The organism is Gemmatimonadaceae bacterium, assembly GCA_030647905.1.
GTDB lineage: Bacteria > Gemmatimonadota > Gemmatimonadetes > Gemmatimonadales > Gemmatimonadaceae > UBA4720.
The window spans coordinates 45,346-66,578 of the sequence record JAUSJA010000033.1; the positions used below are offsets into that span (position 1 = coordinate 45,346).

At 65.4% G+C, this 21,233-nt stretch carries 17 protein-coding genes; all 17 read left to right on the plus strand.

From position 1 onward, the window contains the following. Positions 1 to 50: 50 nt before the first annotated feature. From bcrC to had, 17 genes are read left to right on the plus strand one after another with little or no spacing between them, the layout of a single operon-like run. Positions 51 to 1,235 carry a benzoyl-CoA reductase subunit C gene (bcrC, locus tag Q7S20_11665; GenBank protein MDO8502488.1) on the plus strand — a complete coding sequence of 395 codons (1,185 nt, stop codon included), beginning with the start codon at positions 51 to 53 and terminating at the stop codon, positions 1,233 to 1,235. Then, positions 1,235 to 2,509 (plus strand): benzoyl-CoA reductase subunit B, encoded by a 1,275-nt coding sequence (gene bcrB / locus Q7S20_11670; GenBank protein MDO8502489.1) that lies wholly within the window; start codon positions 1,235 to 1,237, stop codon positions 2,507 to 2,509. The genes bcrC and bcrB overlap by 1 nt, the downstream gene beginning before the upstream one ends. Continuing rightward, positions 2,506 to 3,777, plus strand: a complete 1,272-nt coding sequence (gene bcrA, locus Q7S20_11675; protein MDO8502490.1) for a benzoyl-CoA reductase subunit A — start codon at positions 2,506 to 2,508, stop codon at positions 3,775 to 3,777. Before bcrB ends, bcrA begins: the two co-directional genes overlap by 4 nt. After that, positions 3,774 to 4,664, plus strand: coding sequence for a benzoyl-CoA reductase subunit D (bcrD, locus tag Q7S20_11680; protein MDO8502491.1), 891 nt, complete (start codon positions 3,774 to 3,776; stop codon positions 4,662 to 4,664). The genes bcrA and bcrD overlap by 4 nt, the downstream gene beginning before the upstream one ends. Next, entirely contained in the window at positions 4,661 to 5,539 is an 879-nt protein-coding gene (locus Q7S20_11685) for a xanthine dehydrogenase family protein subunit M (GenBank protein ID MDO8502492.1), read from the plus strand. The genes bcrD and Q7S20_11685 overlap by 4 nt, the downstream gene beginning before the upstream one ends. Continuing rightward, positions 5,536 to 8,370, plus strand: coding sequence for a molybdopterin-dependent oxidoreductase (locus Q7S20_11690; protein MDO8502493.1), 2,835 nt, complete (start codon positions 5,536 to 5,538; stop codon positions 8,368 to 8,370). The genes Q7S20_11685 and Q7S20_11690 overlap by 4 nt, the downstream gene beginning before the upstream one ends. Beyond that, positions 8,367 to 9,020, plus strand: coding sequence for a TetR/AcrR family transcriptional regulator (locus tag Q7S20_11695; GenBank protein MDO8502494.1), 654 nt, complete (start codon positions 8,367 to 8,369; stop codon positions 9,018 to 9,020). Before Q7S20_11690 ends, Q7S20_11695 begins: the two co-directional genes overlap by 4 nt. Before the next feature lie 52 nt (positions 9,021 to 9,072). Next, positions 9,073 to 10,284 (plus strand): thiolase family protein, encoded by a 1,212-nt coding sequence (locus tag Q7S20_11700; protein MDO8502495.1) that lies wholly within the window; start codon positions 9,073 to 9,075, stop codon positions 10,282 to 10,284. 30 nt (positions 10,285 to 10,314) lie between these two features. Next, entirely contained in the window at positions 10,315 to 11,271 is a 957-nt protein-coding gene (locus Q7S20_11705) for an enoyl-CoA hydratase/isomerase family protein (protein MDO8502496.1), read from the plus strand. Positions 11,272 to 11,284: 13 nt separating this feature from the next. After that, the gene (gene fabG / locus Q7S20_11710; GenBank protein ID MDO8502497.1) at positions 11,285 to 12,034 is read left to right on the plus strand and encodes a 3-oxoacyl-ACP reductase FabG; all 750 of its coding nucleotides are present in this window, start codon (positions 11,285 to 11,287) and stop codon (positions 12,032 to 12,034) included. A gap of 36 nt (positions 12,035 to 12,070) precedes the next feature. Further along, a complete protein-coding gene (locus Q7S20_11715; GenBank protein MDO8502498.1) occupies positions 12,071 to 12,844 on the plus strand; it encodes an enoyl-CoA hydratase/isomerase family protein in 774 nt (257 codons plus the stop codon). A 31-nt stretch (positions 12,845 to 12,875) separates the two neighbouring features. Then, positions 12,876 to 15,191 carry a 2-dehydropantoate 2-reductase gene (locus Q7S20_11720; protein ID MDO8502499.1) on the plus strand — a complete coding sequence of 772 codons (2,316 nt, stop codon included), beginning with the start codon at positions 12,876 to 12,878 and terminating at the stop codon, positions 15,189 to 15,191. Between the two features lie 3 nt (positions 15,192 to 15,194). Further along, positions 15,195 to 16,034 (plus strand): acyl-CoA dehydratase activase, encoded by an 840-nt coding sequence (locus Q7S20_11725; GenBank protein ID MDO8502500.1) that lies wholly within the window; start codon positions 15,195 to 15,197, stop codon positions 16,032 to 16,034. Continuing rightward, positions 16,031 to 17,275, plus strand: coding sequence for a 2-hydroxyacyl-CoA dehydratase family protein (locus Q7S20_11730; protein ID MDO8502501.1), 1,245 nt, complete (start codon positions 16,031 to 16,033; stop codon positions 17,273 to 17,275). Before Q7S20_11725 ends, Q7S20_11730 begins: the two co-directional genes overlap by 4 nt. After that, positions 17,275 to 18,087: an acyl-CoA dehydratase activase gene (locus Q7S20_11735; protein MDO8502502.1), complete on the plus strand. Its 813-nt coding sequence runs from the start codon at positions 17,275 to 17,277 to the stop codon at positions 18,085 to 18,087. The genes Q7S20_11730 and Q7S20_11735 overlap by 1 nt, the downstream gene beginning before the upstream one ends. Beyond that, complete coding sequence (locus tag Q7S20_11740; GenBank protein MDO8502503.1) at positions 18,084 to 19,982, plus strand: AMP-binding protein; 1,899 nt, start codon at positions 18,084 to 18,086, stop codon at positions 19,980 to 19,982. The genes Q7S20_11735 and Q7S20_11740 overlap by 4 nt, the downstream gene beginning before the upstream one ends. Continuing rightward, positions 19,979 to 21,067: a 6-hydroxycyclohex-1-ene-1-carbonyl-CoA dehydrogenase gene (gene had / locus Q7S20_11745; GenBank protein ID MDO8502504.1), complete on the plus strand. Its 1,089-nt coding sequence runs from the start codon at positions 19,979 to 19,981 to the stop codon at positions 21,065 to 21,067. The genes Q7S20_11740 and had overlap by 4 nt, the downstream gene beginning before the upstream one ends. Positions 21,068 to 21,233: the final 166 nt, after the last annotated feature.

Consider the following 21,233-nt stretch of genomic DNA (forward strand, 5'->3'; position numbering starts at 1 on the left):
ACGGACATTGTATTATATCGAACGTACGTTCGAAATTGGAAGGGGGTCGAATGGGCTCTGGAGACGCTCCAACGCGCGCCGCGCTCGTGGAAAAGGCCCGCGACATCTACGACGACCTCGACTTCGGCGCAGTCCGCCGATGGCTCGCGGACCATCCGGGACGGAAGGCGGCGGGCTACCTCCCAGTCTACGCGCCGCGCGAGATCATGCACGCGTGCGGATTGCTGCCGGTGGGCATCCACGGGGGCGGCGACCGGCTCGAGATCATTCGCGGCGACGCCTTCTACCAGTCGTACATCTGCCATCTGCCGCGCTCGGTCATCGAGTTGGCGCAGTCGGGGCGGCTCGACATGCTGTCGGCGGTGCTGTTCCCGTCAACGTGCGACGTGATCCGCAACCTCTCGGGAATGTGGAAGCTGCTCTACCCCGAGGCGTACGTCCGCTACATCGACGTGCCGCAGACTCCCGACAAGGGCGCCGCGGCGGACTTCTGGGAGAGCGAACTCCGCCGCCTGGTGCGCGACCTCGGCCGTGTCTCAGGACATCACCCGACGGACGCCGAGCTGCGCTCGTCGGTGGAACTCTATAATGAAACGCGGGCGATGGTGCGCGCGCTCTACACGGCGCGGCGTGAGCGCCCGTGGGACCTGCCCACCGAAGAGCTGTACGTCCTGCTTCGCGCGGGCGAGCTGATCCCCGCGGAGGAGTTCATCGCAATGTCGCGCGATTATCTCGCCGCGGTGGAGGCGGAACCCAGGCGTCCCCGCGACAACAGCCGCGTGGTCGTGGTTGGCGCGTTCTGCGAGCAACCCCCGCTCGGGCTGATCATGTCGATCGAGCGCGCCGGCTGCTACATCGTGGACGACGACTTTCTGCTCGGCAATCGCTTCCTCACGCGCGACGTGCCGCTCGACGGCGATCCGGTGCGCGCTCTGGCCGAAGCGTTCGTCTCCAACGACCAGCGTACGTCGGTGCTCTTCGAGAGCGACCCGCTCGGCAAGAAGCGGCTGATGAAGGAATGCGTAGCCGCCGCCAACGCCGACGGGATCATCTTCGCAACACCGAGCTTCTGCGACCCGGCGCTGCTCGACCAGCCGATGCTCCGTGCGGGCGCCGAGAATGCGAGCATCCCGTGCATCGCGTTCAAGTACGCCGAGAACACCGGGCAGTTCCAGCAGTTCCGCGAACAAGCCGGGACGTTCGCCGACTCGATCAAGCTCTGGGGGGACGCCTGATGGCTGAAGCGCTGAAGGACCGCTCGATGGTGCTGCAGAAGGAGATGATCGCGAACCATTTCGCGCGGCTGGCGCGGGCCCCGGAAACGGGCGAGCCGGTGGTCTACACGTTCGTGCCCGGCAACCTCACCGAGCTGATTCGCTCGTTTGACGCACTCCCGGTACTACCCGAGATCAACGCGTTGCAGTCGGGGATGCGAAAGCTCTCAGGCGACTACATCGCCGAGGCGGAGCGCGCCGGCCATTCCGAGGACGTGTGCACTTACGTGAAGTGTGACATCGGGATGATGCGCTCGGGCAACCTCGGACCAGGCGGCTTGAAGCTCCCCAAACCCGACTTGCTGCTCCTATCGTACACGGGCTGTTACACGTTCATGAAGTGGTTCGAGCTACTGCGCGAGGAGTATGACTGCCCGACAGTCATGTTCCACGTTCCGTACCAGGGCGACGGCGTGCTCGAACCGGAGCACCGCAACTACATGCTGCGGCAGCTCAAGGAGCAGGTGATTCCAGCGCTCGAGAAGGCGACAGGGCGCAAGTACGACGAAGACAAGTTGCGGCACCATCTCGCGCTCTCCGCGAAAGCCGAGGACGACCTGGTGGCCGTTCTGCAAGCGGGAAAGAACAGGCCGAGTCCGATTGATGGCTACTTCGGCACCGTTTACTACGTAGGGCCGATCTTCAGCGCATTTCGCGGAACCGAGGAAGGCGTCGAGTACTACCGCGCGCTGCGACAGGAAGTCGAGGAGCGCGCGGCGCTGGGCCTGGGCCCCATCACACCGGACGGGCCGCTCGAGGGCGAGCGTTACCGGCTGGTGGTCGAAGGCCCGCCGAACTGGACACACTTCCGTGACTTCTGGAAGATGTTCTCCGACGAGAAAGCCGTGGTGGTCGCATCCACGTACACGAAGGTCGGCGGCACCTACGATTTCGGCTTCAGGCACAATCCCGACGATCCGCTGGGCACACTGGCCGACTACTGCAGCGGGTGTTACACGAACCTGAATCTGCCGACCCGAATCGAAATGATTTCTCGTTACATCGAGGAATATCAGGCCGACGGATTCCTGATCAACTCGGTCAAGTCGTGCAACTCGTTCTCGGCGGGCCAGTTGATGATTCTCCGCGAAGTCGAGAAACGCACCGGCATACCGGGGGCATTCATCGAGTCCGATCTCGTGGATCCGCGCTATTTCTCAGCCGCGAACATCAAGAACCGGCTGGAGAGCTATTTCCAGATGATCGACGCGCGGCGACTGGGGAAGACAGCGTGAGTTGCGTCGTTGGCATCGACCTCGGCTCGACCACCACGAAAGCGGTCATCCTCGACGAGAACCGCGAGGTGCTCGGGCGCGGTATCACGAACTCCCGCTCCAATTACGACCTCGCCGCGGCGGTCGCGAAGACCGAGGCGTTCATCAACGCGCGGTTCGGACTCATCGAGCAGCAACTCCAGGCGACCAAGACTGTGGCGATGGTGAGCCGCCTGCGCCGCGCCTTCGTGATGGAGCAGATACTCCAGCAGTTGCGGCGGCTCGAGCAGCTGATGCTCGAAGAGAGCGAACGATCGGCGCCGGAACAGCTCAAGCCGGCGTTCAGGACGAGCATCGAGGAGATCTGCAAGCAGATCACGCTGGAAGAAGAGCAACGGTTCAAACAACCGCCGATGCTGCGCTCGGATTTCTTTCGCGATGCGGCGGGTTCGGCCTTCATGCGCATCGCCGAGCAAATCGCCGACCCGGCCGGTGTGAGCTTCGACCGCCTGGTGGGCGTGTACGACAAGTGCATCCTTCGGGTGGAGAACGAGCCACTCGACCTCGACTTCCGCGATCACATCGGCGACGCGTTGCGGCGCGTGGGCGACCCCCCCGGCCTCGCCGACGCGATCGAGTACGCGGTTGCGAAAGACCTGGCGCCCTCGTACACGGTGGGAACGGGGTACGGCCGGGCGCGCCTTCCCTTCCCCAAGGAGCAGATCCGCTCCGAGATCCTGTGTCACGGGCTCGGCGCACACGCGATGTTCCCGGGCACGCGCACGGTACTCGACATCGGCGGGCAGGACACGAAGGCGATTCAGGTGGATCCGCAAGGCATCGTCACGAACTTCCAGATGAATGACCGGTGCGCGGCGGGTTGCGGGCGCTACCTCGGTTACATCGCCGACGAGATGAACCTCGGACTCCACGAGCTGGGACCCCTGGCCGAGCAATCGAAGCGGTGCGTGAAGATCAACTCCACGTGCACCGTGTTCGCCGGCGCGGAACTGCGCGAGCGTCTCGGACTCGGCGAGAAGCGCGAAGACATTCTCGCGGGATTGCACCGGGCGATCGTGATTCGCGCGATGAGCCTGCTCGCGCGCTCCGGGGGTGTATCGGATGAGTTCACATTCACGGGGGGCGTGGCGAAGAATTCCGCCGCCGTGCATGCCATTCGTGACCTCGTCGGAGAGAACTACGGTGAGCGTACGCTCAATATCTCCCCGGACAGCATCTTCACGGGCGCCCTTGGCGCGGCGCTCTTCGCCAGCCGGATAGCCGCATGACACATGTCAGCGCGGGAATAGATGTTGGCAGCGGCGCCGTAAAAGTGGCCGTGATGCGAACGGACGGCGACAAGGAAGAGACGGTCATCGCGAAAGAGTCGGCGCGAATCCGGCGCCGCGAAGTCGCCAAGGTCGTGGACGAAGTGTTCGAGGCCGCGGTGTCAGCGGCGGACGTGGACGATATCCACTACATCGCCACGACCGGCGAGGGGGCGGAGTTCCCGTTCGCGACGGGGCACTTCTACGGCATGACGACGCACGCGCGAGGCGCGCTGTATCTCGATCCGCGCGCGAGGGCAGTGCTCGATGTCGGCGCGCTGCACACACGTGCCGTCGCGATGGACGCGCGCGGGCGCGTGTTGGACTACAAGATGACAAGCCAGTGCGCGTCGGGCTCCGGGCAGTTCCTCGAGAACATCGCCCGCTATCTCGGCGTCTCGCACGACGAGATCGGCGCGCTTTCGATGGAGGCGAAGAAGCCGGAGAAGGTGAGCTCGATCTGCGCGGTGCTCGCGGAGACCGATGTCATCAACATGGTGTCGCGGGGAATCACGACACAGGACATCCTGCGCGGCGTACACGAGAGCATGGCTGACCGCTTCGTGCGTCTCCTTCGATCGCTCCAGTTCGACGGCCCCGCGTTCGTGAGCGGAGGACTCGCGTCGGACGTCGGATTGCTCAGTGCGTTGCGCGACGGTCTCGCCAGGAAGGCAGGTGCGGCCACCGTTCCGTTCGACGTAGTGACGCACGCGGACGCCATTTTCGCCGGTGCGATCGGCGCTGCGCTGTGCGGGGGATTCCGGTACCGGAAGTTGGGCCAGGGGGGCGTCGCGTGGGCCGCCGCGCAGAGCATGGCCTCGGCCAGCTCGGGCACGGGGATCGGATGACAATCGCGGCGATCGCCTATCACCGGCCGGCCAGCCTGGCGGAGGCGTGCGCGCTCGGCCAGCATTATGGGAGCGACGCGGCGTATCTGGCCGGGGGGACAGAGTTGATCCCCGACTATCAGCGCGAGCGGGAGACGGCGCGACATCTGATCGCGCTCGACAGCATTCGCGAACTGCGGGGGATCTCAGAGGAGGCCGGGCTGCTGAGAATCGGCGCGCTCACGACCATCGCCGAGATCGCCGCATCGCCGCTCGTGCGCGCGCGGCTCCCGGCGCTCGCTGACGCCGCGCGCGCGATCGGCAGCCCGCAGATCCGGAGCATGGCGACGATCGGCGGGAATTTCTGCCGCGCTGTGCCGTGTGCCGACACCCCACCCGCCGCCATCGCGTGTGCAGCTCGCGTGCGGCTCGTTGGCGTGCTGGGGGCCCGCGAGCTCGACGCCGAGGACTTCTTCACTGGCGTGCGGAAAACCGCGCTCGACCCGGGAGATGTGCTGGTCGAGATCGTAGTGCCCGCGCAGCCCCACCACTCGGGCGCGAGCTACCAACGCTTCGCCCGGCGGCGTGGCCCTGCGCTCGCGGTCGCGGCGGTGGCGGCGCGGGTGACGCTCGAGAATGGGAAAATCACGGGCGCGCGCATCGCACTCGGTGCCGTGGCGCCGACCCCGATCATCGCAGCGCGAGCGGCCGCGCTGCTCGAAGGGGAGCCGCCATCCGACGCGCTCTTCGAGCGGGCGGCTGCGCTGTGCGCGCAGGACGCTCTGCCGATCAGCGACGTGCGCGGGTCGGCCGACTACCGGACGGAACTCGTCGGCGTACTTGCCCGGCGGGCGCTTCACGAAGCCGTGGCACGCGCGGCAGGTTGGGCCCAATGAGCGGCGAGCTCATGATCCGCCTGAATGTGAACGGCGAAGACCGCACGCTTGCCGTTCGGCCGAATGCGACGCTGCTCTCGGTGCTGCGGGACGACCTCGATCTCACGGGCGCAAAGCGGGGATGCGGCACGGGGGACTGCGGCGCGTGCACCGTGCAGGTAGAGGGCGAACCAATGGCGTCGTGCCTGCTGCTCGCCGTGGCCGCGAACGAAAAGCGCATTACCACGGTCGAGGGACTCGCCCGCGACGGTGATCTGCACCCACTGCAGAAATCGTTCGTCAAGCATGGCGCGCTCCAGTGCGGCTACTGCACGAGTGGCGCGCTGATGTCGGCCAAAGCGCTCGTTGACCGGGATCCCGATCCATCACGCGAAGACATCAAGACATCGCTCAGCGGGAATCTCTGCCGGTGCGGTGCGTACGGTCGGATGGTCAGCGCGGTTGAAGGGTGGAAGGAATATGATGGCGTGGCGCTCGACGCACGGCCGCACGCGCACGGCGAACGCGACCAGCAGCGGGACCACGCCGTGGTCGGCCACGGCGTCACGCGGTACGACGGGCCCGACAAGGTGACGGGCCGCGCGAAGTACACCGCTGACCTGCGGTTTCCCGGCATGCTTCACGGAAAGCTGCTTGGGAGTCCCATCGCGCACGGGCGCATCACGCGGCTCGACGTTTCCAAAGCCCGCGCGTTGCCGGGTGTCGTTGATGTGCTCACCGCCGCCGATGTACCGGATGGGTGGTACGGCGTCAGTCCCGCACGCGAGGACGAGCAGATTCTGGCCAGGGATCGCGTCCGCTACGTCGGCGACGAGATCGCCGCGGTCGCCGCGGTGGACGAGGAGACCGCTGAGCACGCCATCAAACTCATCGAAGTGGAGTTCGAGGAACTTCCGGCGGTGTTCGATCCGCAGGCGGCGATGGCGCCGGGCGCACCGGTGATTCATCCCGAGAAGCCGCGCTATGCCGGCAACATCAACACGCGCGTGGACTGGGACTTCGGCGACGTGGAGAAGGGGTTCGCCGAAGCGGACCACGTGCGCGAGCAACGGTTCGTCGGCAACCGCACCTACCAGGCGCCGATGGAGCCGCACGCGGCGCTCGCGCGCTGGGAGCACCACGCCGGCCGGCTCACGATCTGGTCGTCCACGCAAACACCGCACTACGTCCATCGTTCGCTGTCGCGGATGCTCGGCATCCCGATGGGGAACATTCGCGTGATCCGGCCGCCGGTAGGCGGCGGCTTCGGAGCCAAGGCCGAGGCGACGCCACTCGACTTCTGCTCCGCGATTTTCGCGAAGCGGACCGGCCGGCCGGTGATGATGGAGTACTCGCGCGAGGAGATGTTCAGGCACTTCCGCGGGCGCCACAAGCAGTACATCGACCTGAAGATCGGCGTGAAGCGCGACGGCACGATCACCGCCGTGGAGCAGCGCGTCGTGCTCGACGGCGGCGCATACACGTCGTACGGCGTGATCACGGCGTACTACGCGGGCTCGATGCTGCCCACGCTCTACAAGATGCCGAACTACCGCTACCGCGGCACACGCGTCTATACGAACCTGCCCGCATCGGGGGCGTTCCGTGGCCACGGCGTGCCGCAGCCGCGGTTCGCGTTCGAGTCGCTGCTCGACATGATCGCGGAAGACATCGGGCTCGATCCAATCGAGATTCGGCTCAGGAACGCGATGACGCCGAACACGCGCACGTGCAACGCGCTCGACATTACGTCGTGTGAGTTCACGGCAACGCTTCAGCGCGCGCGCGACACGTCAAAGTGGATCGAGAAGAAGGGCAAGCTGCCGCGCGGCAGGGGAATCGGGGTCGGATGCGGTGGGTTCGTTTCCGGCGCCGGGTATCCGATCTATCGGTCCGATTTTCCGCATTCGAACGCCGTCATCCGCGTGCACGAGGACGGCACCGGCGTGTCGCTGCACATCGCCGCCGCGGAGATCGGCCAGGGATCCGACACCGTGCTCGTGCAGATGGCGGCGGAAGAGCTGGGGGTGCCTTACGAATGGGTATGGCTCGCGGATTGCGACACGACGACGAGTCCGCTGGATCTCGGCTCGTACTCGAGTCGGGTCACACTGATGGCCGGCCACGCGGTTCAGCGCGCGGCAGCGAAAGTGCGCGCGCAGCTGCTCGCGGTCGCTGCCACAGAGTTGTCGCGCGACGTCGCGTCGCTCGTCGCGAGGGGGGGCCGGATCTTCGCGAACAATGATCCCGCTATGGCAATGGACTGGGCCGTGGCTGCACGGCTCGCGTTCTCAGCGCAAGGCCCGGTCGTCGGGACGGGATCGTACCAACCGCCGAAGAATCTTGGCGGCGACTTCAAAGGAGGCGCCGTTGGCACATCGCCGGCGTACAGTTTCTCGACCGTGGTCGCAGAGGTCACGGTGGACCTGGAGACCGGTCAGGTCTCGGTGGATCGGGTGACGGACTTCAGCGACGCGGGCACGGTGATCAATCCGATCACGTTCCACGGCCAGGTGGAAGGTTCGATCGTGATGGGGCTCGGCGAAACGCTGCTCGAGGACACACTTTTCGACGCGAAGGGACGTGCCATGAATCCAAACCTGCACGATTACCTGATCCCGACGATGCTCGAAATTCCAGAGATTCACACGGCAGCGGTCGAAAGCTTCGAACCCAACGGTCCGTTCGGCGCGAAGGAAGTCGGGGAGGGATCCCTGCTCCCGGTGCTCGGCGCGATCGCCAACGCGATCTACGATGCGTGCGGCGTCCGCGTCACCGAGTTGCCCATCACGCCCGAAAAGATCCTGCGCGGCCTGGCGAAACACGCCCCGGTCAATGGAGTCCCCGCATGACCGCCCGGCCCATCGCGCACATCGACGCAGTACGTCCATCGCGGCTGGTTCGCGCGTCGTCGCAGAAAAAACTCGACCGGCTGCTGAAGAAGACGGCCGCGCTCATCGCGAAAAACGGGTTCAACGCGATGACAATGCGCGACCTGAGCACGGCGCTCGGCACGAGTCTGGCGGGGCTGTACCACTATTTCGCGAGCAAGGAAGATCTGCTCTTTCAGCTGCAATACCGCACTTTCGCGTCGCTGCTCGAGCAGCAGGAGAAGATCGCTGAGCAGCCGGGCACGCCGGAGGAGCAGCTCGCGCGATTGCTCACCGGCCACCTGCAGTTCTACTCGCGGCACACGAACGAGCTCAAGGCATGCACGTTCGAGATGGAGTCGCTTGGCCCCAAGCCCTACAAGATCGTCGAGGAGATTCGACGCCGTTACTACAGGCTGATGGCCTCGGCGGTCGCGCAGGTCACTGACGGGCCGGCGGCCGGCACGAGGGAAACCAGGCAGAGCCGGCACACGGCGCTGTTCATCTTCGGGATGCTGAACTGGATTTTCATGTGGTACGAGCCGTCGCGGCACGGGACGGTCGAGCAGATCGGACAGGAAATGCGCGACTTGCTGTTGAACGGCCTTCGGCGCACAAAACGAAGCAGTTGATCCCGGAGGCGGCGCCAGCGCCTTTGGGATCTTCATTTATGAGGAGGGTTCAGTGCAGTTCAACGATGTCTGGATTCCCTACGGTGGGTACTGGTCCACGCCGTTCACCCCGTGGCAGGGGGCGTTCGCGACGCTGGCGCCGATTCCGTTCGCCGCCGAAATGGCGGCACGCGCCTTGTCGGATCGCGGCGTCGCCGCAACCGACATCGACGGTCTCTGCCTCGGCACGACCGTCGCGAGCAAGCATTCCTTCTACGGTGCTCCGTGGTTCGCCGGGCTGGCGGGCCTCGGCCACGTGGGTGGACCGACGATCAACCAGGCGTGCGCGACGTCGGTGCGCTGCCTGGTGCAGGCCGCACAGGAGCTCGAATCGAAGAGCGCACACACCTACCTGGCCGCCACCGCCGACCGCACCAGCAACGGTCCGCATGTGTTCTACCCGAATCCCGCTGGTCCAGGCGGCACGGGCGACTCAGAGAACCTCGTGCTCGACAGTTTCGGGCACGACCCGTACGCCAGGAATTCGATGCTGCAGACCGCGGAGAATGTGGCACGCGAGGCCGGAATCACACGCGAAGCGCAGGAAGAGGTCACCCTTCTGCGCTACAAGCAATACGAGCGCGCGCTCGCCGACGACAGCGCGTTTCTCAGGCGCTACATGTTGTGGCCGGTGGAGATCAAGGACGCGCGAGGCAAGAAGGTGCTCGCGACGGTGACTGGGGACCAGGGTGTCTTTCCGACCACGGCGGACGGACTCGCCGGACTCCGGCCCGTGATGGAGGGGGGCACGGTCACATTTGGCACGCAGACACACCCCGCCGATGGCAACGCGGCCATGTTGCTCACGTCGGGCCGCGACCGCGCCCGCTCTCTCGCGCGGAATGGCACAGTGGACGTGCAACTGCTCTCGTACGGACAGGCGCGCGTCAAGAAGGGCTTCATGCCGATGGCGGTGCTTCCCGCCGCGAAGCTCGCGCTCGAACGCGCGGGAATCCAGCCGAACGCGCTGGCCAGCGTCACGACGCACAACCCGTTCGCCGTAAATGACGTGTACCTCATGCGGGAGTTGAAGCTCGACGCCGAGCGGATGAACCGCTACGGATGTTCGCTCGTGTGGGGCCACCCACAGGGACCGACAGGGCTCCGGTCGATCATCGAACTGATCGAGGACCTGACGATCCTGGGCGGCGGATATGGACTGTTCACCGGCTGTGCCGCAGGCGACAGCGCCGCCGCGGTCGTGCTGAAAGTCAGCGTGCGCTGAACCATACGAATGGCCGAGAGGACCTTTACGATGAACTATTTCGCCCCGAAAGAGGCTGCCGGATTCGGATTCAAGGACATCCTGTACGAGAAGAAAGACTGGGTAGGACGCATCACGATCAACCGGCCCGAGTCGTTCAATTGTTACACGACTGCCACGCTGCAGGAGCTGATCACCGCGATCGACGACGCCTCGACCGACGACAACGTCGGCGTGATCGTGCTGACGGGCGCCGGCGACAAGGCGTTCTGCACGGGCGGCGATGTGAAGGAATACGCGAACACCTACACCAGGAGCCCGCACGACTACTTCAAGTACATGGGGCTCTTCGCCAAGTACATCGAGAGCATTCTGCGCAGCGGCAAGGTGACGATCGCGCGTATCAACGGGATCGCGGTCGGCGGCGGCAACGAGACCCAGCTGGCGTGCGATCTCGCGGTCATGGCTGACGACACCTATCTCGGCCAGGTTGGAACGAGTGTGGGGAGCGTTGCCTGTGGCGGCGCGACCCAATGGCTGTCGATCCACGTGGGGGACCGCCGCGCACGCGAAATGCTGTTTCTCAATCCGCGCATCCCCGCGGCAAAGGCGCTCGAATGGGGACTCGTGAACCGTGTTGTTCCGCGTGCCCAACTCGACGAAGAAGTGGCGACGCTCGTCAAGCAGTTGCTCGAGAAGTTCCCCGAATGCACGCGTTACACCAAGCAGCAGGTGAACTACTGGAAGGAAGTGTCGTGGCACGCCACCGTCGGGCATGCGCGCGACTGGCTCTCGACACACTTCACCACGCTCGAGCCCTACGAGGGGATGCAGGCGTTCGTGGAGAAGCGGAAAGTGGACTTCATGGGACTGCGGCGCAAAGCCGCCGGAGCGGGAAGCAGCGAATTCCTCTGGGGCCCATACAGCAAGGCGTGCACCAAGTGCGGCGCGAAGGGTATTCCGGAGCAGTTCACTTACTGCGGCGGTTGCGGCGCCGCGCTCACATAGCACTGCGAATGTCATGAGTCTCGAACTCGCTGGTCAGGCGGCGCTGGTCACTGGCGCTGGACGCGGCATCGGCGCGGCGATCGCGCGCGAGTTCGCGCGCGCTGGTTGCGACGTGGCGCTCGTGGAGTTCGGGGCGTTCAATGAAGCGCAAAGCCTGGCCGATGAGCTGCGCCGGTCAGGGAGGCGCGCGGTCGCGATCCGCGCCGACGTCTCGGATGTCGGCGCGGCTGAGCGGGCGGTCGCGGCCACGGTTGAGGCGTTCGGCCGGCTCGATCATCTCGTGTGCAACGCGGGCATCACGCGCGATGCGATGATCTGGAAGATGACGGAAGAAGCCTGGGACCAGGTGATCGACGTCAATCTCAAAGGCTGTTTTGCGTACTGCCGCGCGGTGGCGGGCTTGTTTCGCACTCAGCAGCACGGGCGCATCGTGAACATCGCGTCGATCAACGGGCTGCGCGGAAGGGCCGGGCAGGCGAATTACGCGGCATCGAAGGCGGGGATCATCGCGCTCACGCGTACGCTCGCGCGCGAGCTAGGGCCGAAGGGAGTGAACGTGAATTGTGTCGCCCCCGGCATGGTGCGAACCGAAATGGCGGCGAAACTCCCGCCGACCGTCCTCGAGAAAGCCATCGCCGAAACGGCCCTCGGCCGGATCGCCGAGCCGGAGGACGTGGCGCGCGTCGTCGTCTTTTTGTGCAGTGAAGCCGCACGCCACATCACGGGAGAAGTCATCAGAGTGGATGGGGGCCAGTTGGCATGACACGTGAGAGATATGCATGAACGGAGCGCGGACGCGATGACCGGGAACGCAAGCCTCGTGAGGTATGAGGTGCGCGATGGCATCGCGCACGTGACGCTCGACGCACCGCCGCTCAACATCCTGAGCGCGGCGATGATGCTGCAACTCACCGACGCACTGGAACGCGCGCAAGCGGATCGCTCACTCACTGCGGTTGCGGTTGGCTCGAATGGTCGTGCGTTCTCCGCCGGCGCGGACATCGGCGAGCACCGTCCCGAGCAGGCTCCCGGGATGATCGCCGCCTTCAGCCGTCTGTTCCGCGTGCTGGGGGCGAGCGAGTTGCCCCTTGTCATGGCTGTAGACGGGGCGGCGCTTGGGGCGGGATTCGAGCTGGCGATGATGGCCGACGTGCTCCTCGCGAGCGATCGCGCGACGTTCGGTCAACCGGAAATCCGGCTTGGCTTCTTCGCGCCGGTTGGCGTCACCGCGTTGCCGGCGCGTATCGGACTCGCGCGTGCGCTTGAAATCACATGCACGGGACGCACGTACACGGCGGCGGAGATGCTCGCGATGGGCCTTGTGTCGCGCGTCATCGCGTTTGCCGAGCTGCCGGCGGCGATAGACGGTGTGCTCGCGGACCTGCGGCGCTCGAGCCCGCTCGTGATGCGGATGAACGTGCGGTTGACGCGAACGCTCTTCGGCCAGCCATTCGAGGATGCGCGCTGTGCGGCGGAACGTGTGTTCCTTGGCGAACTCATGGCGACGGAAGACGTCCGCGAAGGACTCGCGTCCTTCTTCGAGAAGCGCCGGCCGGCGTGGAAAAACCGATGAGCGGCGCGGGCGCGCGGGAGCGACCAGAGCGATGAGAATCCTGATCGTCGGTGCAGGCGCGCTGGGAGGGCTCGTGGGAGCATTCCTCACGCGTGCAGGAGAGGATGTGACGCTCCTCGAGACGAATGTTGCCCGCGCACATCTGCTCAACACGGACGGACTGCACATCGTGCAAACAGGACGCGATGAATCCATCACCGTTCCTCTGCGCGTCGTGACGTCGGCGGAAGGGCTCGAGCCGTTCGATCTCGTGTTCATCGCGGTCAAGACGTATCAGACCGAGGACGCCGTGAAGGCAGCGTTGCCGGCCGCGCATGCGGGCACGCGATTCCTGTCGATGCAGAACGGCATCGGCAATACGGAGGTCGTGGCAGGCCTTGTCGGTCCCGATCGCGTGCTGTGCGGCATCACGTACCACAGCGTGCAGCACGTCGGCCCGGGGCGGCTGCAGTTCCGCGCCGGGATCAAACCGATCCAGATCGCACCATTCGACGGGGTCGTGACCCCCGCGATCGACGCGATCGGCGAGACGTTTCGCCGCGCGGGGCTCGATACGACGGTCGTCGCGAACATCGACCACGCTGTGTGGCACAAGTTGCTGCACAACGCGGCAATCAATCCCGTCTCCGCCATCACCGGCCTCACCTGCCGCGAGATCCTCGGAGACGAAGACCTGCTGGCGTTCATACGCGACTTGTGCGCGGAAATTGTCGCCGTGATGCGCGCGCGCGGCGTTCCCATCGTCGATGAGGAAGATCCGTTCCGTCCGCTGCTCGGATCACTTAACGCGCTCGGAAACAATCGGCCGACGATGTGGCAGGATCTCGCGCGGGGCGTGCGGACGGAAGTGGACGCACTCAACGGAGCGGTCGTGGCGGAGGCGAAACGACTCGGGTTGCTCGCGCCGCACAATGCGGCGCTCGTGCGGTTCGTGCATTCACGCGAGCGGCAACGGTTTCTCAACCGGCAGCACATCACGCGCTCGCTGGGACTCGACAGCACGTCCCGAACGAACCGGATGAGTTCCGCTGCCGGTGGCACCTTTGCGGCTGCGCGGCGGGCGGACCGCGGGAACCAGCCACAGGCACCGCCGCTCGAAAGCACGCGGCGGCTGAAGGAAATCGTGCAGGCGTACTACCGCGACCTTGGTGCCGCCTCCGATGATCCCAACCGGTTCGTCGCAGCGTGTTCAAGCCTCGCCCCCGTGGAGATCGTTCGCGCGCTCGGAATCGCTCCCTACTCTCCGGAGAACCATGCGGTGCTCATCAGCGCGCGTCATGAAGCGGCGCGCTATCTGGCGCGCGCGTCCACGGAAGGGTTCTCCGAGTTCTCCAGCTCAGCGATGCGCGCGGACATCGGTGCACTTCTGGCGCAAAGCAGCCCGCTCATCGCGGCTCATGGGATCAAAGGTCCGCCGCGCCCCGATGTCGTCGTCTACTCGACCAACACGGGGCAGGAACTGCTGCGCTGGTTCGAGTTCTATGGCGCCCACTTCGGCGTGCCCGTTGTGGGCCTCCATCCGTCGTCGGCGCTGCACGAGATGGACAGCACCGAATTGTACGGCGCGGTCGAGCAGTTGTTGCGTCTGGTCGAGCAAGTCGAACGCGCCACCGGTCTTACGCTCTCCATGGACCGGCTTGGCGAAACGGTGGCGTACACGGCGCAGGCGGCGAAACTGTGGGGCGACATTCTCGATCTCGCGCGCGCGGCGCCGGCTCCGCTGACGTTTTTTGACATGCTGACCCACATGACACCGATGGTTGTGCTCCGCGGCACGCCAGAGGCGGTCGCATACTACCAACTATTGAAGAGCGAAGTCGAAAACCGTATTGCGAACGGCACCGCGGCGGTGCCCGGCGAGCGGCAGCGCTTCTACTGGGACGGTCCGCCAATCTGGAGTGCGCTGCGGCCGCTCGCGCAGATCTTCGCCGACCGGGGGGTCGCGATCGTGGCGTCGACGTTCTGCGCGACGTTCACGCTCACGGGGCTCGACCCGCGCGACCCGGTCGAGAGCATCGCGCGGACCTACGCCTCCGTGTTCAGCAATCGCTCGGAGCGATATCAGCGCGACTACCTCGCCGACAAGTTCGCGCGGTTCGGCGTCGACGCGGCGGTCTTTCACGATTCCCGCACGACACCCGAAGCGAGTCACGTGCGCTACGGGCTCGCGGTTCGGGCCGAGCGGCAGACGGGCGTGCCGGCGTTCGTGATCGAGGCCGATTCGCACGACGAGAGACTGTTTTCGGCCGATCGACTGCAACAGCGGCTCGGGGAATTCCTGGAACAGCATGAACCGCAGACAGCGGGCGTCGGCGGGCGCCAGCGAATGGACACGAGGAGGAGGTAGCCCATGCCAGACAGCGCGAGCGGAATCGCGGCGGGAGTGGACGTCGGAACGGAGTGCGTGAAGGCCGTCGTGATAACGGATGCCGGTCGCACGCTCGGTCGCTCGGTGATACCGACGCGCGGCTACTTCCAGGTCTGCGCATACGAAGCGCTGACCGCCGCTCTCGATGATGCGCACAGGCGGCTTGACGAGCTGACGGGGATCGGAGCGACTGGCTTCGCCATGACGTGCGTGCCGAACGCGACGGTCACGATAACGGAATCGGTGTCGCACGCGCGGGGCGCGTTTCATCACCGGCAACACGCCATGACGCTGGTGAACATCGGCGGCGGCGATCCGCACGTGATCATCGTTGACGCTGCGGGGCGCCGGGTCGGGGAGCGCGGCATGCGGCGCTGTGCGGTGGGGGTCGGGAGTTTTCTGATGTTTTCGGCGCGCCACCTCGACGTGAACGCGACCCAACTCGACGAGCTCGCCGCTGCGGCCGGCAACGATGCGGCAGCGGTGAGCAGCTATTGCTCGGTGTTCTCCGCATCAGAAGTGCTTGAACGGCTGCGTGAGGGCGCCACGCGCGAGCAGGTGGCGCTGGGCTGCATACGGTCCATCGCGCAGCGCGTGCTGGAACTCGGTGGCTTCGAAGATCCCGTCGTGATATCGGGGGGCGTTGCCGAGTATTTCCCAGGCGTGCTGCGTGCGCTGGAATCGCTCTCGGGATTGCAGCTGACCACGCTGCCGGAGCCGATCTTCACTGGCGCATTCGGCGCGGCACTCGCAGCGTTCAGTGACCAGTGGGAAGATCCAGCGCGCCGCGGCGTCGACCAGGCAGAAGGAGCGCTGAAATGACCGAACTGGCCAGCACCAACGCGCTACGCGCCACCATGGACGCGTATTACCGTTCGTTGGCTGATGCCGCCCTCCGCAAGACCGCACCGGTAGCCTGGTGCACGAGTGCGGGGCCGGTGGAATTGCTGCGCGCGCTGGGCTTTGCCGTGCATTTTCCCGAAAACCACGCGGCGATGATGGGAGCCGCGCGCACGGCGAGCCGTTACCTGCCGCTGGCGCACGCGCAGGGATACTCGCAGGACATCTGCTCGTACCTGACGAGCGACATCGGCGCGTACCTCGCGGGCGAGTCGCCGCTCAAAGCTTACGGATTGGAGCGCGCGCCAGCGCCTGACGTCCTCGTGTTCAACACCAACCAGTGCCGGGATGTCCGTGACTGGTTCGAGTGGTACGGACGCGAGCTACACGTTCCCGTGGTTGGCGTGCACTCTCCGCGCTCGATCGACGACGTCACCGAAAGTGACATCGATTCGGTGACCAGGCAGCTCGAGTCGCTGGTGGCTCCACTCGAGCAGGTGGCCGGCACGCGGCTCGACGACGCGCGGCTGATGGCCGCCATGCGCGCGTCGAGGGACGCCGCGCGACTATGGGGGACATGTCTCGGGACAGCGTCGGCCCGCCCGGCGCCGTTGACCTTCTTCGACGGCTCCATCCACATGGGGCCGGCCGTGGTGCTTCGTGGAAGCGACGACGCTCCGGCGTACTACCGGACGCTGCTCGCAGAACTCGAGCAGCGGGTCGAAAACCGTGTCGCCGCCGTGCCGGGCGAGACACTGCGCCTGTATTGGGACGGCATGCCGGTCTGGGGACGGTTGCGGGCGCTATCGACGATGTTCGCTGAGTTCCATACCGCGGTCGTGGCTTCGACCTACTGCAACAGCTGGGCATTTGCGGACCTCGACCCCGCTGAGCCGTGGCGGTCCGTCGCCCGTGCCTCGCTCGAACTGTTCATCGCGCGCTCCGAAGCACCGAAGGAGCGGTACATCGCCCGCATGGTGAAATTCTACGACGTCGATGGCGTGATTTTCCACGACTGCCGCACGTGCCCAAACAATTCGAACACGCGCTACGGCATGCCGGGACGTATCACCGAACGCCTTGGGATCCCGACACTGGTGCTCGACGGGGACGTCAACGATCTGCGGTGTTTCTCCGACGAGCAGGCGCGCACGAATATCGAGGGATTCGTCGAACAACTGACCGATGCGCGCGGGGCGACGTCAGCGAGGGGATCGCGCTGATGAAATTCTACGCCGGCGTCGACAGCGGATCCTGGACGACGAAGGCAGCCGTCATCGACGAAGAGGGCCACGTGCTCGGCACCGCCGTTACGCGGTCCGGCGCCGACCTGGCCGCGGCGGCCGAACGCGCGTATGCGACGGCCCTGGCAAACAGCGGCCGTACGGGCGACGACATCGAGGCGGTATGGTCAACAGGTTTTGGCCGGAACACGATTCCATTCGCGGACGGATCGCGCACGGAACTCGACTGTCACGGGCGCGGCGTGGCCTATTACCTCAAGGGACCGCTCGTGGTGATCGACGTCGGCGGGCAGGACGCGAAGGTCATCCGTCTCGATGCCGCGGGGCATCGTCTGTCGCATCGCATGAACCGAAAATGCGCCGCCGGCACCGGGAGCTTCCTCGACGAAATCTCGCTGCGGCTTGGCATCGACATCGGCGAACTGAATGCGCTGGGTCGCGGCGCGACCGAGAGTCTGGAACTCTCGAGTTTCTGCACGGTGTTCGCCGGAACCGAGTTGCTCACGCTGATCCGCAGCGGCAAGCGACCCGCCGACCTGGCGATGGCTGCATACCGCTCGCTCGTCAAACGCATCGTCTCAATGGACGTACTTGAAGGTCGCATCGCTGCGACGGGCGGCGTCGTGGCCTACCATCCGATCGTTGTCGAGCTGATCGGCGCTGCATGTCGCGGCGAAGTGGTCGTGCCTCCCCACCCTCAGGAGATCGGCGCGTTTGGCGCGGCGCTCGCCGCATTGGCCGCGTGCGAGGAGCACGACACGTCGGACACGGCGGAGTTGGTTCAACCATGAACCTCGCTGGCTCATCCGTCCGCGACGGAAACGTCATTTACTCGCTGCTGTCGCCGATCGGCGAGCGCGAGACCGTCGGGGCAATGCTGGCGCGCAATGCGGCCCGGCTCGCAGACCACGCCATGTATGGCGTCAAGCAGCGCGACGGACAGTTTCATCGCGTCACGTGGGGGCAATGCCTGCGCGATGTCGTCACGTTCGGACGATTCCTGGCGGAGGCAGGCGTGGATCCGAACACGCGCGTCGTGTCTTTCTCGCCGAATCGCGGTGAGACGCTGGTCGTCGAGCTGGCGACGATGTGCCTCGGCGCGACGTACGTCCCGATCTTTGCCGGCTATCCCTCCGCGGAGGCGCGCGACCTCATCGAATACGCTGATCCGACGGTGCTCGTCGTGCCCGGACAGCAGCAGATCATGCGGGCGTGCGTTCCGCAGACGGTGCGCGCACTGATCACACTGGATCCGCTCGCGGACGCCGAACGCGATGCGGTGCTGGCCGGCACGCGAGCGGCGCATACGACATTCGCCGGGGTGCTGGAGCGCGGAGCCAGCGATGCCGATGGCTCCACCGCTGGACATTTCCTCGATGCCGCGAAGCGGCTGGATCCGTCCACGCCCTGCCTGATGATGTACACATCCGGAACGAGCGGGCGCATGAAAGGCGTGGTGCTCACCCATGACAACATTCTCTCGCAGCAGCGCTCGCTCGCCGCGATATGGAACGTCACGCCGGAGGATCGCTTTCTGTCGTACCTGCCGTGGCACCACAGTTTCGGCGGCATTTTCGAGAAGTACACGGCCCTCTACAACGGCGCGACGCTCTTTATTGACGATTCGCTGGGCAAGGACACGACACGGTTGCTGGCCAACTGGATGAACATCCAGCCCACGATCTACTTCAGCGTTCCGCAGATCTACCAACAACTGGTCGTGCACGCGCAAACGCACGCCGAGGACGAGTCGCGCATCTTCCATCCGGGGTTGCGGTTCGTTTTCACTGCCGCCGCACCATTGCCGGCGAATATTTCGGCGTACTTCGCCGCCAGGCGCATTCCCGTAATCGAAGGATGGGGACTGACTGAGACGTCCCCTTGCTGCACGGTCACGGATCTCATGGAGCCTCGCACGTTGCCCGGGATGGTCGGGTATCCGATTCCAGGCGTGAAGCTGGGCATCGCCGACGACGGCGAGATCCTGGTGAAGGGACCCAACGTCATGCGGGGCTACGACAACGACTCTGCCGCGACGTTGGCGGCGCTGCCCGGCGACGGCTGGTTCCACACGGGTGACCTCGGGGAATTCGTTGGCGCCGGGCTCAAGCTCATCACTCGCAAAGACCGCGTTTTCAAGATGCTGAACGCGGAGAAGATCGTTCCGACGGAGATGGAGAATCGCCTCGCCGGAATGAACAGCTTCATACGGCATGTGATCGTTGCTGGCGACGGACGGCGATTCCTCGCCGCCCTCATCTACCCGGATTACTTCCGGATTGCCGAGCAGTTTGGAAACGACCGCGCCACCGCGGAGCGCGTCGTCAAGCAATCACTCCGCGAGACGATCCTGCAGTTCAATTGCGAGCGCCCAGCCAAGTATGAACGGATCGAAGCATTCGCCGTAGTCGCCAGGGAACTGTCGCTCGAGGCCCGCGAGCTCACGCCGTCGATGAAGGTGCGCGTGCGCAATGTGCTGCAGAACGCGGAAGCGTACCTCGAAGCCATTTACGAGCCGACCATCGACTGCGACTGCCGTTTTCTGCAGAAAGTCATGCGGCTCACGACCGACGAACGGGGTTGCTTTGCAGGACAGGCGCGCACGCTCGATCGCTGCCACGAGTGCGGCAGCTTCGTGTTCGGTGATGCATCCGTGCCAATATCGGAGAGCGACAGGAATCCATGACGAATATGACACACGCAAACAGCATGTGGGACGCGTGGGTGATGACGGCGCCGGGTGCGCTACTCGAACACCGCCCGCGGCCGGCGGAGACGCCGGGCCCCGGTGAGGCGACAATCGAGGTGGCGGGATGCGGCGTCTGCCACACCGATCTCTCGTTTCTCCACGACGGTGTGCGCACTCGATCGGCGTTACCGCTCGTGCTGGGTCATGAGATCAGCGGATACGTGCGACAAGTGGGACCCGACGTCGACACCGCACTGGTAGGACATCCGGTGGTCGTGCCGGCCGTTCTCCCATGTGGCGAGTGCGACCTGTGCCGGGCTGGCCGACGCTCCATCTGTCGCATGCAGGTTATGCCGGGTAACGACCGGCATGGCGGATTCGCCTCGCACGTCGTCCTGCCGGCACGGTTTTTCTGCCCCGTCCCCGACGCGGTTCTTCGGCAGCACGATCTCTGGGAGCTGAGTGTCGTCGCAGACGCCGTGTCGACGCCGTTTCAGGCCGTTAAGCGCTCCGGCCTCGCGGCAGGCGACCTCGCCGTGTGCGTAGGGGTTGGCGGCATCGGCGTGTACGGCGTGCAGATCGCGGCTGCGGTTGGCGCGAAAGTCGTCGCGCTCGACATTGACGACGCCAAGCTTGCGCAAGCGCGCGCGGCCGGTGCGCACGCGACGCTCAACGTCAAAGACCTGGCGGCACAGGACGCGCGAAAGCAGGTAAAACGTCTGGCCGACGAACTGGGAGCGAGCCAGTTCCTGTGGAAGATCTTCGAGACCTCGGGCACGCGCGCGGGGCAGGAACTAGCCTACGCGCTCATTGGCTACGGTGCGACACTGTCGGTGGTTGGCTACGCGACGGGCAAGATCGAGATTTGCCTCTCGAACCTGATGGCGTTCGACGCCGTCGCGCAGGGAAACTGGGGCGCCGACCCGCTGGTGTATCCGGAGCTCCTGCAGTGGATCGGCGACGGCCGGATTGCCGTGCGGCCATACGTTGAGCGGCACGCGCTCGCCGACATCAACGACGTGTTCGATCGGGCGCACCACGGCAAGCTCGTCAAGCGCGCGGTGCTGGTCCCGGCAGCGTGAATGCGCATTGCAATGCACACATGGCAGCGTCCTTCGCGGAGGAGTCCCATGCGTCGTCTTCTGGCCGGTTTGGTTCTGTGTTCCGCTCTCGCCGCCGATGCCGGTGGTCAGGCGATTTTCGGGATGTACACCACGACTCCGGTGCAAGGGGGGGCGCGTCAGTGAC